Below are 13,702 nucleotides of genomic sequence, written 5' to 3' on the forward strand. Positions count from 1 at the left end.
ATGAGCGACACAAACGCCTCGTTTCAGGCCGACGAGCCATTCTTCCAGGCGCTGCTGACACCGCACCGCTCGCTGGGCCGCACCGGCTTTGCCGTGCTGATGGGCGCGCTGCTGTTCGGCTGGGTGGTGACCGGGGCGTTTTTCCTGTCGCGCGGCGCTTGGCCGGTGTTCGGCTTCTTCGGCCTCGACGTCATCGCCGTCTACATCGCCTTCCGCGCCAACTATCGTGCCGCCCGTGCCCGCGAGGAAGTGTCGGTGTCGCGCACCAGCCTCGACATCCGCAAGACGGCGCCCTCGGGCCGGTCGGAAGCGCATAGCTTCAACCCGTTCTGGGCGCGCTTTTCCGTCGCTCGCCATGCCGAGATCGGCATCACCAGGATGACGGTGGAAGCACAAGGACAGAATGTGCCGATCGGGTCATTCCTAGACCCTGACTCCCGCGAGAGTTTTGCCACTGCATTTTCACGTGCTCTGACAAAAGCCAGGACGCATTAGAGCCGGCGCGTCAGAACCGGTAGCGTAAAATCCTGCCGACCTTGCGCAATGCGGGAATGTGTCTCCAGAGCCCGATGAACAGTTTTGCGGACCAGCTCATGTGCGCTGTGCGTTCCGCGCTGTAGGCCGAGATATCGTCGACAAAGCGCAGCTTCGGAACGGCACGCTCCAGTTCCTGTAGGTCGTCGATCGCCCAGTGAACCTCGGCGCCCGTCGCCCTGATGGTCGGATTGAGGCGCAGCATCTTCAGGCCGAAGTGGCTGTAGGCGTCGAACATCAGCTCGCCGCCGGCAAGATGCGCGACAAGGCGTGACAGCAGCCGTGGCCCCTCCTCTACCGGGAGATAAGGCGTCAACCCCTCCATCACCACGACGGCCGGACGATTGCGCGGCACTTCTGCCAGCCAGTCTGGGTCGGTTACCGAAGAGCCGACGAGGTGGTAGTGGTCCCGGGACGGGTAAAGCTTGCGCCGGAGCGCGATGACATCCGGAAAATCGACATCGAACCACTCCACGCCTTCGGGTGGATCGACACGGAAAATGCGCGTATCGAGCCCGCAGCCGAGATGCAGCACGATGGCGCCGGGATTTCTGGCGATGAAGTCCTGAACGCGGACATCATACGTCTTGGCCCGGATCGCCAGGCCGATGCCGAGATTGGTGTCGACCTTGAGGCGCGAGAAATCATAGTCGATCTTGCGCACGGCCTCGTCGGCGAAGCGATCCCCGAGCAGCGAATGCGGCAGCCGGCTTTCCAGTGCCTTGCCATAAAGCGTCATCAGCAAGGTCTCCCTTGCTCCGCTCAGATTCACCCTTTCGCCGGCCATTGGCATCTCCCGGGGCGCAATCCGGTATTTATCTGGGAACAGGCGGCAACAAGGCAAGTTTCGGGTGGTTGCAAGGGGCGGAAAGACCGATATTCGCGGTCAAGGAGATATTGCCATGAACGCCCAGATGACCACGAATACGCAGATGAAACCGACAGCGATCCTGCAGCACGACATCACCCCCAAGGGCAGCGACTACGAGGTCGTGCGCCGCGCCATCGAGAAGATCAGCCTCGACTATCGCGACCAGCCCTCGCTGGAAGCCTTGGCCGCTGATGTCGGCGAGACACCCACGGGCCTGCAAAAGCTGTTCACCCGCTGGGCCGGCCTATCGCCAAAAGCCTTCCTGCAGGCGGTCACCCTCGACCATGCCCGCAAACTGCTCGATTCCGGCATGCCGCTCCTCGAAACATCGTTCGAACTCGGCATGTCCGGCCCCGGCCGGCTGCACGATTTGTTCGTCACCCATGAAGCGATGTCGCCGGGCGACTACAAGACGCGCGGCGCTGGCCTGACCATCCGCTACGGCTACCACATCTCGCCCTTCGGCATCGCCCTGATCATGGTCACCGACCGTGGCCTTGCGGGGCTCGCCTTCAACGATCCGGGCGGCGAGCGGGCGGCTTTCGCCGACATGTCGGGCCGCTGGCCGAACGCCACCTATGTCGAGGACATGAGCGCCACCCAGCCCTATGCGGCGCGCATCTTCGATCCGACATTGTGGCGCGCCGACCAGCCGCTGCGCGTGGTGATGATCGGCTCCGACTTCCAGCTGCGCGTCTGGGACGCGCTGCTCAGGATCCCGATGGGCAAGGCCTGCACTTATTCCTCGATCGCCTCCAGGATCGGCGCGGCAAACGCCAGCCGGGCGGTGGGGGCGGCGGTCGGCGCCAACCCATTGTCCTTCGTCGTCCCTTGCCATCGGGCGCTGGGCAAGTCCGGCGCACTCACCGGCTACCACTGGGGCCTGACCCGCAAACGCGCCATCCTCGGTTGGGAAGCGGGCCAGACCGCGTCCTGAAGCTGCCCGCATCAAACAACACCGGCGAAATCCCTTCGCCGGTGTTGTTCTTTTTGCGAGCTCCCGGCGCAAAACATCCGCACGCTCTGGCAAGCCGCCGGCTTACAGGTTAGCTTCCCGCGCATTCCGCAGGAGGCTTTCTTGATCATCGTTGTCGGCTCGATCAACCTCGACCTTATCGCCAATGTCGACCGCCTGCCTTCGCCGGGCGAGACGGTCCGCGGCTCCGGCTTCGCCACCGCGCCCGGCGGCAAGGGCGCCAACCAGGCGCTGGCTGCGGCGCGCGCCGGCGCCAAGGTGCGCATGGTCGGCGCCGTCGGCAAGGACAATTTCGCAACCGAAGCCCTCGCTTTGCTCGTGGCCGGCAAGGTCGATCTCTCCGGCGTCGGCCAGAGCTTCGCCTCCACCGGCACGGCGCTGATCCTCGTCGGCGCCGATGGCGAGAATGTCATCGCCGTCGTGCCGGGCGCCAATGATTCGGTGCTGCCCGGCGATCTCGCCAAGGCTTTCCTTGCGAAGGGCGACGTCGTCCTGCTGCAGCACGAGATCCCGCTGCAGACCGTCGATGCAGCGCTTGACGCCGCACGCGCCGCCGGCGCCGTCACCGTGCTCAACACCGCGCCGTTCCGTAGCGAGGCGGCAGCGTTGCTCGGCAAGGCCGACTACGCCGTCGCCAACGAAACCGAATTCGACCTTTACGGCGAGGCGCTGTCGCTGAAAGGCCGCGACCGCCCGGCGCGCATGCGCGACTTCGCCGGCAAGACCGGCCGCACCATCGTCGTCACGCTCGGCGGCGACGGCGTGCTGGCGGCGACCCCGGAGGATTTCCTGACCGTGCCGGCGCTGAAAATCACGCCGGTCGACACGGTCGGAGCCGGCGATACTTTTTGCGGTTATCTCGCTGCCGGGCTGGCGTCCAACCTGCCGCTGGAGCAGGCTCTCACCCGCGCCGCAGCCGCCGGCTCGCTCGCCTGCCTGAAGCCCGGCGCCCAGCCGGCCATCCCGCTGGCGGCGGATGTCGACACCGCCCTGCGCAACAACGCCGGATGACAGCCCTGCGCCCCGCAACGAAGCACGCCGTGCCCCCCGCCGGCGACATCTGCCGGATGTCCGCTGTCGACCTGGCCGAGGCGATCCGGCTGCGCCGCCTGTCCGTGCGCGAGGTGGTGGCGGCATTCCTCGACCGCATCGACGCGGTAAACCCGCTGGTCAACGCCATCGTCTCGTTGCGCGAGCGCTCCGACATCTTGCGCGAGGCCGACGCGGCGGACGCCGATCTGGCGCAAGGCGGGCCGGCCGGCTCGCTGTTTGGCCTGCCGGTGGCGATAAAGGACCTCGCCATGACGCGAGGCTTGAGGACCAGTTTCGGCTCGCCGATCTTCGCCGATTTCGTGCCGCAGGAGGATGATTTCTTCGTCGAGCGCATCCGCAAGGCCGGCGCCATCATCATCGGCAAGACCAATGTTCCCGAATTCGGGCTGGGATCCAACACCTATAACAACGTGTTCGGCCCGACGCTGAACGCCTTCGATCCGGCGCTCACCGCAGGCGGGTCGAGCGGCGGCGCTGCGGTCGCCCTTGCGCTCGACATGGTCCCGGTCGCCGACGGCAGCGATTTCGGCGGCTCGCTGCGCAATCCGGCGGCGTGGAACAATGTCTATGGCCTGCGCCCGTCGCAGGGCCTTGTCCCCGGAGGGCCGGACCTGGAAGTCTTTCATGCTCAGATGGGCATAGACGGGCCGATGGGCCGCAGCATCAGCGACATGGCGCTGCTGCTCGACGTGCAGGCGGGCTACCATCCGCATGCGCCCTTGTCCTGGGAAAAGCCTGGTTCATTCCTCGAAGGGCTGGCAACGCCGGCAAGCGGCGGCCGCGTCGGCTGGCTCGGTGATCTCGGCGGTCACCTGCCGGTAGAGCCTGGCATCCTCGATCTGTGCGAGGCCGCACTCGGCCGCTTCGCGGAGGCATCCTTCCTGACCGAGCCCTTGCTGCCGGATTTCGATTTCGAGGCACTGTGGCAAGCCTTCGTGACGCTGCGGCAGGCGAGCAGCGGCTCGGCGCTGAAAGTCCATTATGACGACCCGCACAAGCGCGCCCTGCTGAAGCCGGAAGCCGTCTGGGAGGTGGAGAACGCCATGCGGCTGACGGCGCCGCAGATCCGCGCGGCCTCGGTCATCCGCACCTCCTGGCACCGGACGCTGCTGTCGCTGTTCGAGCACTTCGATCTCATCGCGCTGCCGACGGCGCAGGTCTTTCCTTTCGAAGTCGGCACGCATTGGCCAAGTGAGGTCGCCGGACGGACGATGGACAGCTACCATCGCTGGATGCAGGTTTCGGCCTTCGCCACGCTCGGCGGCTGTCCGGCGCTCAACGTGCCCGTCGGCTTCGACGACAAAGGCCGCCCCTTGGGCATGCAGCTGATCGGCCGGCCGCGCGGCGACCTCGCCGTGCTCAGGGCCGGAGCGGCCTATGAGGCGACCCTGCCTTGGCAGGTGGGGGCGTCCTGACGCGAGGGGCGGCACGGTCTGCGACCGGCTTGCACCAGCCCCGCCGCCATGCATTGATTGCAGCCAGCCGCCTAAGCGCATCCTCGAGGAAATCCCCATGTCGCTGGAACTCTACGCCGCCTATGTCCTTGCCTGCATCGTCATCATCCTGGTGCCCGGTCCGACTGTCACGCTGATCATCGCCAACAGCATCCGCCATGGCTACCGCGCCGGCCTTGCCAATGTCGCCGGCACGCAGGCTGGGCTCGCCGTGATGATCGCCATTGTCGGCATCGGCCTCAACACGCTGATATCGGGCATGGGCCACTGGTTCGAATGGGTACGCCTGATCGGCGCCGCCTATCTGATCTGGATGGGGGTGCAGATGTTCCGTTCCAAGGGCGCGCTGAATGCCGACGGCACCGCGAGAAAGCCGCGCGGCGGCTTCTTCCTGCAGGGCCTGCTCGTGGCGCTGAGCAACCCCAAGACCCTGGTGTTCTTCGGCGCCTTCTTCCCGCAATTCATCGCCCCGCAGGGCAATTACACCCTGCAGATCGTCGTCATGGGCCTTACCGCCATGATCTTTGCCGCCGTCTCGGACTCGACCTACGCGCTCGCCGCCAGCCGCGCCGGCCGCCTGCTCTCGGCCAGCCGCATCAAGCTGATGTCCAGGATCAGCGGCAGCTTTCTGGTCGGCGGCGGCCTGTGGCTGGCGTTTTCCAAGGCGAAGTGACGACCGCCAACGGTCGTTCCCAACGGAGCCGGTACGTGAAGGCTGATTGAAAGTCAGTCTTCACGCCACCACATGAATCGGCGTGGGGGGATTCACGTCGATGTCATGGACTTACGCTGGCATAAAAAGGGACGCGCCCGGCGTGGTCCTGATCGTCGTCCTGTTTGCGGTGATGGTTCCTTCGGCTCTCTACAAATGGACGAATGATGCGAGCCCCATCCTCGGTCGAGCTAATCGACGCAACGGTCAAAAGTACCCATTCAGACAACGGCCGCACGCTTTATCTGGTTGCACTCGAAACCGGTTCGTCCATTCTGGTCGAAGACGACCTCCCGCATCTGATCGGCGCGCCGGCAAGATTGGAGCGCGTCACGCGCGAGAATGGAATGGTCTTCTATCGATTTGCAAAGTGAACGGCGGCGGCGCCTTCCTTCTCCCCTGTGGGAGAAGGTGGATCGGCGCGATAGCGCCGAGACGGATGAGGGGTGTTCCAGCGGAGTGAGACGTGGGCGTTCCCTGGAACACCCCACATCCGTCGCCTTCGGCGACACCGCCCGGGGGCGAGCCACTTGTCTCGCCCCGTCCCTTCGGAACCCACAATGGGGAGAAAGGAAAGACAGAGCTAAAGCCGAGCCAACCGCTCCACCAGCAGCGCGAAAAAGGCGTCATGGTCGATGTCGCGCATCACCATGGCGTTCTTCGGCCGCTTGGTCACGCCCCACCAGTCGATCACGGTCATGCCCATGGTGAGTTCGGAGGTGGTTTCGACGGTGACGTTGCAGTTGCGGCCCTTGAACAGCTCCGGCTTCAACAGATAGGCGATGACGCAGGGGTCGTGCAGCGGGCCGCCATCGGTGCCGTATTTCTCCTCGTCGAAGCGCTCGAAGAACTCCAGCATCTCGGCCGTCGCGGTGCCGACCCGGGTGCCGAGCTGGCGGATGGCCTGCGTGCGCTTGGCCGTGGTCAGCGCCTTGTGGGTGACGTCGAGCGGCATCATGACGATCGGAATGCCGGATTTGAACACCAGGTCGGCGGCTTGCGGATCGACATAGATGTTGAATTCTGCGGTCGGCGTGACATTGCCGCCTTCGAAGAAACCGCCGCCCATCAGTACGATTTCCTTGATGCGCGGCGCGATCTTCGGTTCACGGATCAGCGCCAGCGCGACATTGGTGAGCGGGCCGAGCGCGCACAGCGTGATCGTGCCGGCCTCTTCCTTCATCAGCGTCTCGACGATGAAGTCGACCGCATACTGGCCCTGCAGCTTCATCTTCGGATCGGGCAGTTGCGGGCCGTTGAGGCCGGTCTTGCCATGCACTTCCTCGGCGGTGACCAGTTCGCGCGCCAACGGGCGGATGGCGCCTGCATAGACCTTGATGTCGGGCCGGCCGGCCAGTTCGCAGATTTTCCTGGCGTTCTTTTCGGTCAATTTCAGCGGCACGTTGCCGGCAACAGCAGAGATGCCGACGATCTCCAGCTCGGCGCTGCCGAGCGCCAGCAATATGGCGACGGCATCGTCCTGGCCGGGATCCGTGTCGATGATGATCTTGCGGGTCTGGGGCATTTCATTTCCTTATGCGGGGGAGTCTTTTTGGCGGGGGTGTTCGGCGGCTTGAACTTGGCCGCGGCGCGGACCATATCAAGACCATCGGGAAAAATGCCATCCGGGTTTTTCCAGTTTATGTCGCTCCAAAGAGGACAGTGTAACATGAGCCGAATGACGCCCTTCTCCAGCCCGCTTCTTCTTGGTTTCGATGCCATGGAAAAGACCCTGGAACGACTGGCGAAATCCGGTGACAGTTATCCTCCCTACAACATCGAGCGCCTCAGCGGTGCTGACGGCAAGGCCGAAAGGCTGCGCATTACGCTGGCTGTCGCGGGTTTCGCCGAAAGCGATCTCGATGTCACCACGGAGGAAAACCAGTTGGTCGTGCGCGGCCGTCAAACCGACGACACCGAGCGCGAATTCCTCCACCGCGGCATCGCCGCGCGCCAGTTCCAGCGCTGTTTCGTGCTGGCCGACGGCATGCGGGTGATCGCAGCGGAACTGAAGAACGGCCTTTTGTCGATCGATCTCGATCGGCCGGATACCGAACGGCTGGTACGGAAAATAAATATATCGGTGAAAGGCTGATCTTTACCGATGGCTCTCATGCGGGATGGCCTTGAGCGGCGTCCTCGCGCCAAGGAGGCTTGAAATGACCAGAACTGACGAAACCATCATCATGACCAGCGGCGAATTCGCCCATCTCGGCGAAGGCTCGGTCGCTTATCTGCGCAAGGTCTCGAGCGACGAATTGCTCGGCCGCTTCCCCAATCTCGGCGAAATAGCGCCTGGTATGGTCCTGTGGGCCCTGTTTGCCGCCAACGGCCAGCCGATCCTGCTTTCGGATGCGAAAGACCGGGCTTTGGCCGGCGCCATGGAAAACGACCTGACCACTGTCGCCATTCACTAAGGCGACTGCTGGCGGTTGAAATGGAGAGGGCCGCCTTCGGCGGCCCCTGGAAGACTTAAATCCGAAGAACTTCAGGCGGCGTGCGAGGCCTGCGTGTCCGAAAGCAGTGCGTGGATGGCGACCGCGTCGCGCGTGCCTCTGATCTTGGCCACCGTGTCGGCGTCGCGCAAAACCCTGGCGATGCGCGACAGTGCCTTGAGGTGATCGGCGCCGGCGCCTTCCGGGGCCAGCAGCAAGAACACCAGATCGACCGGCTGGTCATCCAAGGCCTCGAAATCGACCGGCGTCTCCAGCCGGGCAAAGACGCCGGCGATGCGCTTCACCCCGGCGAGCTTGCCGTGCGGAATGGCGATGCCGTTGCCGACGCCGGTGGAGCCCAGCCGTTCGCGCTGCAGGATAGTGTCGAACACTTCGCGCTCCGGAATGCCGGAAATCGCCGCCGCTCTCTCGGACAGCAACTGCAGAAGCTGCTTTTTGGAGTTCGCCTTCAACGCCGGCAAGATCGCCGGAACGTTGAGAAGATCGCTCAGATCCATATTTGAAATCCCTTATTCGCCTGCCGTCACCAGTCCTCGCCCCTCGCGCGGCTGGCTATCATCTCTGTGCGACCATTGTCGTCACCTGTGCGACCATTGTCGTTGTCGTCACGCCTGTGCGACTTTGGTCGTCGACGGGTCGATCCAGCCGATATTTCCGTCCGGCCGCCGATAGACGATGTTGAGGTGGTCGTTTCCGGCGTTGCGGAAGACGAAAACCGGGCTGTCCTTGGTGTCGAGTTCGATGACCGCCGACGCGACCGACATGGTCTGCAGCGTCATGGTTGATTCGGCGACGATGGCCGGGGCGTAGTCCTCCGGAATGTCCTCATCGTCATCAGTCAGCGGCGCCATCACCGTATAGGCGATGTCGGTGATTTCGCCATTTCCATTGCCTGAATTGTGCGATTTCAGACGGCGTTTGTAGCGCCGCAGCCTGGTTTCGAGGCGGTCCGCGGCCGCCTCGAAGGCAAGTGTCGGATCCTGGGAATCGCCGGTTGCCTGCAGCGAAGCGCCGGAATCCAGCCTGATCATGCAATCGGCCGAGTAACGCGACCCCGATTTGATGACCGTGACGTGCCCTGAAAAACCGCGATCGAAATATTTTCCAATCGCCTCGCCGACACGATCGGTAATGCGCGTACGCAACGCATCGCCGATATCCATGTGTTTACCCGATATGCGCAATTTCATCTGAAAACTGACCTTCCTTGCTCAGGCTTCAAACTGGCCAGAGTTTATACTCGTGATCCGTGCGCACAAGCTTTGCGGCGTCAACTCGCGCCGATTTTAGATCCGAACTTTCCGGTTGATCACAATCCGCCTTCTTGGCCGTCCCGTGGCCTTCATCGTGACGGACCATCCGCATGCGGGCCGCGAGCCCGTCTCATGCGGGCGGGCTTCTAGACACTTCATTGCAGCTTGTCAATTAATGCATGTCGCCCAGAAGTGCGCTGCGGTTCTGGGACAACGACATGCATGAAAACAAAGACTTAAAGCGCGTCGTATGAATCCGTTTCAGCGCGATGCGCTTTAAGGTCGGAAAGTTGTGGAATCCAGCCATAGCAAAAGCCTTGCCGGGCAAGCAGACCTAGCGCCCCGCGCTCGCCAGAGCGCGCTTTTCACGCCGCCGCTGCACCGACGAGGGAATATTCATACCCTCCCGGTACTTGGCCACCGTGCGCCGGGCAATATCGACGCCGCTTTCCTTCAACATATCGACGATTGCGTCATCGGACAGCACATCGGCGGGCTTTTCCTCGTCGATCAGCTGCTTGATGCGGTCGCGCACCGCTTCCGAGGAATGCGCATCACCGCCGCCCGACGCCGCGATCGAAGCCGTGAAGAAATAACGCAGCTCGAACACGCCACGCGGCGTCAGCATGTATTTGTTGGCCGTCACCCGGCTGACGGTCGATTCATGCATGCCGATGGCATCGGCCACCGTGCGCAGGTTGAGCGGCCTGAGCTGACGCACGCCATGGACGAGAAAAGCGTCCTGCTGGCGCACGATTTCCGACGCCACTTTCAGGATCGTCTTTGCCCGCTGGTCGAGACTGCGCGTCAGCCAGTTGGCATTCTGCAGGCACTCGGCCAGGAAATCCTTCTCCGCCTGATTCTTCGCATGCGGCGAGACCTGGGCGAAATAGATGTGATCGACAAGCACGCGCGGCAGCGTCTCGGCATTGAGCTCGACCGTCCAGCTGCCGTCATTGGCGGCGCGGACTTCGACATCGGCGACGATGGCGTCGCTGGCGCCGCCCGAAAACGCCATGCCCGGGCGCGGGTCGAGCGCGCGGATTTCGGCCAGCATGTCGAGGAGATCCTCCTCGTCGACCCCGCAAAGCCGCTTCAGCGTCTGGAAATCGCGCCGCGCCAACAGTTCTAGGTTGCCGATCAGCGTCTTCATCGCCGGATCGAGACGATCGCGCATGGCAAGCTGCAGCGACAGGCATTCGGCAAGGTCGCGCGCAAACAGGCCGACCGGCTCGAATGTGTGGCAGGCTGCCAGCACATTGGCCACCATCGCCTGATCGGCGCCGAGCCGTTTGGCGATCTCGGCGGGATCGGCGCGCAGGTAGCCGGCCTCGTCCAGGCCGTCGGCCAGTTCGGCTGCGATCAGCCTTGCGGCCGGATCGGCAAAGGCAAGCGCGATCTGCTCGCCAACATGCTGGCGCAGCGTGATCGCCGCGGCTGCCATGTCGCCGACGTCGAAGCCTTCGGAAGAACCGGACGAACTATTGCCGGTGGCCGACTTCCACTGCGCCGTCAGGTCCGGGCCGAGCCGCTCGCTGGTGCCGGGATCGTCGGGGAACAGATTTTCCAGCGAGCTGTCGAGCTTGTCGGAGATCGCTTCGGCGCTCCACGCCGTCTCGTTTTCGAACCAGTCGCCATCGGCGGCAGGCTCAGGAGCGGCATCGCCCTTCTGCACCTGGTCGCTTGCGGCGTCATCCTGGGGCTCGGCGCGCTCCAGCAGCGGATTGCGCTCGATCTCGTCGTCGATGAAGTGGTCGAGCTCGACATGGGTGAGCTGCAACAGCCTGATCGACTGCATCAGCTGCGGCGTCATCACCAGCGACTGGGATTGTCGTAGCTGTAGTTTCGCCGCCAACGCCATGGTTCGGTTTCAAACGCCCTTCTGCACCCGGAAGCCTACACATCAGAAGCTGCCGGAAAATGAATTTTTCCGACCTTCCATAGAAACTGGCCCGGCTTTTGCTTGTCAAGGCGAACGATGGCAAAAGGCCCCTACCGAAGCATTATCTCACGCAAAATCGGAGAAAAAAGCCCGGCGGGGCGGCAAAAATCACGTCAGGAAACAAATTTCACGCTCAGAGCGTGAAACCTTCGCCGAGGTAGAGCCGGCGCACATCGGGGTTCGCCACCACCTCGTCGGCACGGCCATGAGTCAGCACCTGGCCGGCATGGATGATGTAGGCGCGGTCGATGAGGCCGAGCGTTTCGCGCACATTGTGGTCGGTAATCAGCACGCCGATGCCGCGCGCCGTTAGATGACGAACCAGCTGCTGGATGTCGGCGACGGCAATCGGGTCGATGCCGGCGAACGGCTCGTCGAGCAGCATGTAGGCCGGGCGCGTCGCCAAAGCTCGGGCGATCTCAAGACGCCGCCGCTCGCCACCCGACAGCGACATGGACGGCGACTTCCGCAGATGGCTGATGTGAAATTCCTCGAGCAGTTCGTCGAGATTGCGCTCGCGCACCTTGCGGTCCTTCTCAACCACTTCGAGCACGGCGCGGATGTTCTGCTCGACATTCAGGCCGCGGAAGATCGAGGCTTCCTGCGGCAAATAGCCGATGCCGAGGCGGGCGCGGCGGTACATCGGCATCGAGGTGACGTCGAAACCGTCGATCTCGATCGTGCCCTCATCGACCGGCACCAAGCCGGTGACCATGTAGAAACAGGTGGTCTTGCCGGCGCCGTTCGGCCCGAGCAGCCCGACAGCCTCGCCGGCGCGCACGCCGATGGTGACACCGCTGACCACCTTGCGGCCCTTGTAGCTCTTGGTCAGACCCTTGGCGATCAGGGTGCCCTTGAACTTCGAGGAATCAACGGTGACTGTGGCCGGTGCTGCAAGTTTACTGGCCGCCCGTCCCGGAAGGCGGGTCAGCAGCGAAGACACGCCAGTCATTTGGGCTTCGGGGCCTCGGATTTCGGTGGCGGCGTCATCGACATGATGACGCGCCCGCCGCAGCCATCGACCTGAGCAAGGCCGCTTTTCATCTGCACGGTGAGCTTGCAGCCCTTGAGGACGTTGGGTCCTTGGGACAAGACGACCTCCTTGCCCGACAGAACAAGCACCTGCGTCTTCATGTCGAACGTGGCGTTGTCGCCGGTGGCGATCTGGTCATTCGACTTGATGTAGACTTTGTTCTTGACCACCAGATGGTCGATATTGGCCGAACCGGTCATCGCCGAAGCGCCGGCGGCAGCACCTTTGGCGGCGTTGGGATCCTTGACGTAGTAGACCTCCATGCTGCCGGCCTTGAGCAGCGTTGGCCCTTGCGTGACGGTGACGTTGCCGCTGAACAGCGCCATGCTGTCGGCCTGGCGGACCTCAAGTTTGTCGCTCTCGATCTGGATCGGCTGGTCGCCCGAGAGTTTGAGCCCGGACTGGCTGCTGGCGCTGGACTGAGCCCAGGACGGCGCCATACCCAGCAACAGCAAGGCCGAAGCTGCGGCGACAAGCCGTGCCGAATTACTGGGACGCATTCGTTTCTCCGCTCTTTGCCTCTGCCGCCTTCATAGTGGCCGGATCGATGTGAACGCTTACCTTGTTCTCGAAAACGATCACCTTGCCATTGTCTTCGACCGACATTGAACCCGCGGTGATCCGCGAGCCGTTACGGCTGACATCGACCGCATCACCTGTCTTCATAGAGCCTTTGCCCATATCGAGGAAGACCGATTTGAAGATGGCAGCGACGCCGTCGGTGGTGGTGACGGTAACGTCGCTGGTCATGTCCATCGTGTTGGCGTTTCTGTTGTAGATCCCGCGCTTGGCGTCGACGGTCGCCACATTGTCGGCCGTCAGCGGCAATTTGGCATGGATGCCTTCGAGTTCGATGATGTCCTGCTTGCCGACATCCTGGATGGCGCGCAAGGCCGTCAGCGAATAGGGCAGCTTGTCCTTGGTGAAGCCGTTGAGCTTCGGATTGGCCATCACCAGCTTGCCATCCGCGAAAGCGGTGCCGTCTGCCTGTATCGAAATGTTGATCGGCGCCGCCAGATAGGAATAGACCGGAAACGCAACCGCGATCCCGGCGGCAAGCACCGGCACGGCAAACTTAAGCACGCGCACGCGGCGCGAGTGGCGCTGGGCGCGGTCGAAGGCGTCGCCGCGCGTGCCCGCTGGCGCCGTGGGCGCCAAGGCCGCATCGGCATTGGTCGGTTCGTTCGATCGCGCAAGCATGACTGACTTCTAATAAACCCTTGTCCGCCAAAACACCTGCTATAGGTGGGTTGCCGGCCCCCGCAAGCAAGCACAAGCGGAGGAAAACCGCAAAAATGTGACGGCCGCTGTTTTACAGACGGAACTCAGGCGACACAATTTCGTCACTTCATAGCAGAAACGAACGCGCCGCGTCATTTTTTCCTGAAATGCCTCCGTCGTGAAGGTCGCTTCGTCGC

At 63.2% G+C, this 13,702-nt stretch carries 16 protein-coding genes; 8 read left to right on the forward strand and 8 right to left on the reverse strand.

Going from position 1 to position 13,702, the window contains the following annotated elements; all coding sequences use genetic code 11:
- Window positions 1-495, forward strand: a complete 495-nt coding sequence (locus NKI31_RS05595) for a DUF2244 domain-containing protein (RefSeq protein ID WP_352650769.1) — start codon at window positions 1-3, stop codon at window positions 493-495.
- 10 nt (window positions 496-505) lie between these two features.
- Here NKI31_RS05595 and NKI31_RS05600 read toward each other — a convergent pair whose 3' ends face one another.
- Complete coding sequence (locus NKI31_RS05600; RefSeq protein WP_352510283.1) at window positions 506-1,321, reverse strand: class I SAM-dependent methyltransferase; 816 nt, start codon at window positions 1,319-1,321, stop codon at window positions 506-508.
- A 115-nt stretch (window positions 1,322-1,436) separates the two neighbouring features.
- Between NKI31_RS05600 and NKI31_RS05605 the strand changes: the two genes are divergently transcribed.
- From NKI31_RS05605 to NKI31_RS05625, 5 genes are all read left to right on the forward strand, one after another.
- On the forward strand, window positions 1,437-2,342 hold the full coding sequence (locus NKI31_RS05605) for a methylated-DNA--[protein]-cysteine S-methyltransferase (RefSeq protein ID WP_352650771.1): 906 nt from the start codon (window positions 1,437-1,439) through the stop codon (window positions 2,340-2,342).
- 141 nt (window positions 2,343-2,483) lie between these two features.
- Window positions 2,484-3,392: a ribokinase gene (locus NKI31_RS05610; RefSeq protein WP_023726465.1), complete on the forward strand. Its 909-nt coding sequence runs from the start codon at window positions 2,484-2,486 to the stop codon at window positions 3,390-3,392.
- Window positions 3,389-4,849 (forward strand): amidase, encoded by a 1,461-nt coding sequence (locus tag NKI31_RS05615; protein WP_352650773.1) that lies wholly within the window; start codon window positions 3,389-3,391, stop codon window positions 4,847-4,849. Before NKI31_RS05610 ends, NKI31_RS05615 begins: the two co-directional genes overlap by 4 nt.
- Before the next feature lie 97 nt (window positions 4,850-4,946).
- Window positions 4,947-5,561, forward strand: a complete 615-nt coding sequence (locus NKI31_RS05620; protein ID WP_023669737.1) for a LysE family translocator — start codon at window positions 4,947-4,949, stop codon at window positions 5,559-5,561.
- Between the two features lie 203 nt (window positions 5,562-5,764).
- Window positions 5,765-5,974 carry a hypothetical protein gene (locus NKI31_RS05625; RefSeq protein WP_352650775.1) on the forward strand — a complete coding sequence of 70 codons (210 nt, stop codon included), beginning with the start codon at window positions 5,765-5,767 and terminating at the stop codon, window positions 5,972-5,974.
- Between the two features lie 209 nt (window positions 5,975-6,183).
- Here the strand turns inward: NKI31_RS05625 and NKI31_RS05630 are convergent, their stop codons facing one another.
- Window positions 6,184-7,125 carry a nucleoside hydrolase gene (locus NKI31_RS05630; RefSeq protein ID WP_023698210.1) on the reverse strand — a complete coding sequence of 314 codons (942 nt, stop codon included), beginning with the start codon at window positions 7,123-7,125 and terminating at the stop codon, window positions 6,184-6,186.
- A 144-nt stretch (window positions 7,126-7,269) separates the two neighbouring features.
- On the opposite strand from NKI31_RS05630, the gene NKI31_RS05635 reads away from it, so the two are divergent.
- On the forward strand, window positions 7,270-7,695 hold the full coding sequence (locus NKI31_RS05635) for an Hsp20 family protein (RefSeq protein ID WP_352650777.1): 426 nt from the start codon (window positions 7,270-7,272) through the stop codon (window positions 7,693-7,695).
- Between the two features lie 64 nt (window positions 7,696-7,759).
- Window positions 7,760-8,017, forward strand: coding sequence for a BQ00720 family protein (locus NKI31_RS05640; RefSeq protein WP_023686566.1), 258 nt, complete (start codon window positions 7,760-7,762; stop codon window positions 8,015-8,017).
- 71 nt (window positions 8,018-8,088) lie between these two features.
- Here NKI31_RS05640 and ptsN read toward each other — a convergent pair whose 3' ends face one another.
- The 6 genes from ptsN to lptC all read right to left on the reverse strand — a co-directional run bounded on the left by ptsN (window position 8,089) and on the right by lptC (window position 13,484).
- Window positions 8,089-8,553 carry a PTS IIA-like nitrogen regulatory protein PtsN gene (gene ptsN, locus NKI31_RS05645; RefSeq protein WP_023669743.1) on the reverse strand — a complete coding sequence of 155 codons (465 nt, stop codon included), beginning with the start codon at window positions 8,551-8,553 and terminating at the stop codon, window positions 8,089-8,091.
- Window positions 8,554-8,661: 108 nt separating this feature from the next.
- Window positions 8,662-9,246 carry a ribosome hibernation-promoting factor, HPF/YfiA family gene (gene hpf / locus NKI31_RS05650; protein WP_023751408.1) on the reverse strand — a complete coding sequence of 195 codons (585 nt, stop codon included), beginning with the start codon at window positions 9,244-9,246 and terminating at the stop codon, window positions 8,662-8,664.
- A gap of 397 nt (window positions 9,247-9,643) precedes the next feature.
- Entirely contained in the window at window positions 9,644-11,170 is a 1,527-nt protein-coding gene (gene rpoN / locus NKI31_RS05655) for an RNA polymerase factor sigma-54 (RefSeq protein ID WP_023683070.1), read from the reverse strand.
- Window positions 11,171-11,384: 214 nt separating this feature from the next.
- Window positions 11,385-12,203 (reverse strand): LPS export ABC transporter ATP-binding protein, encoded by an 819-nt coding sequence (gene lptB / locus NKI31_RS05660; protein WP_023669746.1) that lies wholly within the window; start codon window positions 12,201-12,203, stop codon window positions 11,385-11,387.
- Entirely contained in the window at window positions 12,200-12,784 is a 585-nt protein-coding gene (locus NKI31_RS05665) for an LptA/OstA family protein (RefSeq protein WP_352650779.1), read from the reverse strand. Before NKI31_RS05665 ends, lptB begins: the two co-directional genes overlap by 4 nt.
- Window positions 12,771-13,484: an LPS export ABC transporter periplasmic protein LptC gene (gene lptC / locus NKI31_RS05670; protein ID WP_023669748.1), complete on the reverse strand. Its 714-nt coding sequence runs from the start codon at window positions 13,482-13,484 to the stop codon at window positions 12,771-12,773. Before lptC ends, NKI31_RS05665 begins: the two co-directional genes overlap by 14 nt.
- Window positions 13,485-13,702: the final 218 nt, after the last annotated feature.

It is taken from the genome of Mesorhizobium sp. M0659, assembly GCF_040320605.1.
Taxonomy (GTDB): Bacteria; Pseudomonadota; Alphaproteobacteria; order Rhizobiales; family Rhizobiaceae; genus Mesorhizobium.

What these genes read in the sequence shown, in the direction of transcription:
- hpf (WP_023751408.1), bottom strand. Translation starts at nt 9,246, where the DNA reads ATGAAATTGCGCATATCGGGTAAACACATGGATATCGGCGATGCGTTG.
- NKI31_RS05640 (WP_023686566.1), top strand. Translation starts at nt 7,760, where the DNA reads ATGACCAGAACTGACGAAACCATCATCATGACCAGCGGCGAATTCGCC.
- NKI31_RS05665 (WP_352650779.1), bottom strand. Translation starts at nt 12,784, where the DNA reads ATGCGTCCCAGTAATTCGGCACGGCTTGTCGCCGCAGCTTCGGCCTTG.
- lptC (WP_023669748.1), bottom strand. Translation starts at nt 13,484, where the DNA reads ATGCTTGCGCGATCGAACGAACCGACCAATGCCGATGCGGCCTTGGCG.
- NKI31_RS05635 (WP_352650777.1), top strand. Translation starts at nt 7,270, where the DNA reads ATGAGCCGAATGACGCCCTTCTCCAGCCCGCTTCTTCTTGGTTTCGAT.
- NKI31_RS05600 (WP_352510283.1), bottom strand. Translation starts at nt 1,321, where the DNA reads ATGGCCGGCGAAAGGGTGAATCTGAGCGGAGCAAGGGAGACCTTGCTG.
- lptB (WP_023669746.1), bottom strand. Translation starts at nt 12,203, where the DNA reads ATGACTGGCGTGTCTTCGCTGCTGACCCGCCTTCCGGGACGGGCGGCC.
- NKI31_RS05630 (WP_023698210.1), bottom strand. Translation starts at nt 7,125, where the DNA reads ATGCCCCAGACCCGCAAGATCATCATCGACACGGATCCCGGCCAGGAC.
- NKI31_RS05595 (WP_352650769.1), top strand. Translation starts at nt 1, where the DNA reads ATGAGCGACACAAACGCCTCGTTTCAGGCCGACGAGCCATTCTTCCAG.
- ptsN (WP_023669743.1), bottom strand. Translation starts at nt 8,553, where the DNA reads ATGGATCTGAGCGATCTTCTCAACGTTCCGGCGATCTTGCCGGCGTTG.
- NKI31_RS05605 (WP_352650771.1), top strand. Translation starts at nt 1,437, where the DNA reads ATGAACGCCCAGATGACCACGAATACGCAGATGAAACCGACAGCGATC.
- rpoN (WP_023683070.1), bottom strand. Translation starts at nt 11,170, where the DNA reads ATGGCGTTGGCGGCGAAACTACAGCTACGACAATCCCAGTCGCTGGTG.
- NKI31_RS05615 (WP_352650773.1), top strand. Translation starts at nt 3,389, where the DNA reads ATGACAGCCCTGCGCCCCGCAACGAAGCACGCCGTGCCCCCCGCCGGC.
- NKI31_RS05620 (WP_023669737.1), top strand. Translation starts at nt 4,947, where the DNA reads ATGTCGCTGGAACTCTACGCCGCCTATGTCCTTGCCTGCATCGTCATC.
- NKI31_RS05625 (WP_352650775.1), top strand. Translation starts at nt 5,765, where the DNA reads ATGATGCGAGCCCCATCCTCGGTCGAGCTAATCGACGCAACGGTCAAA.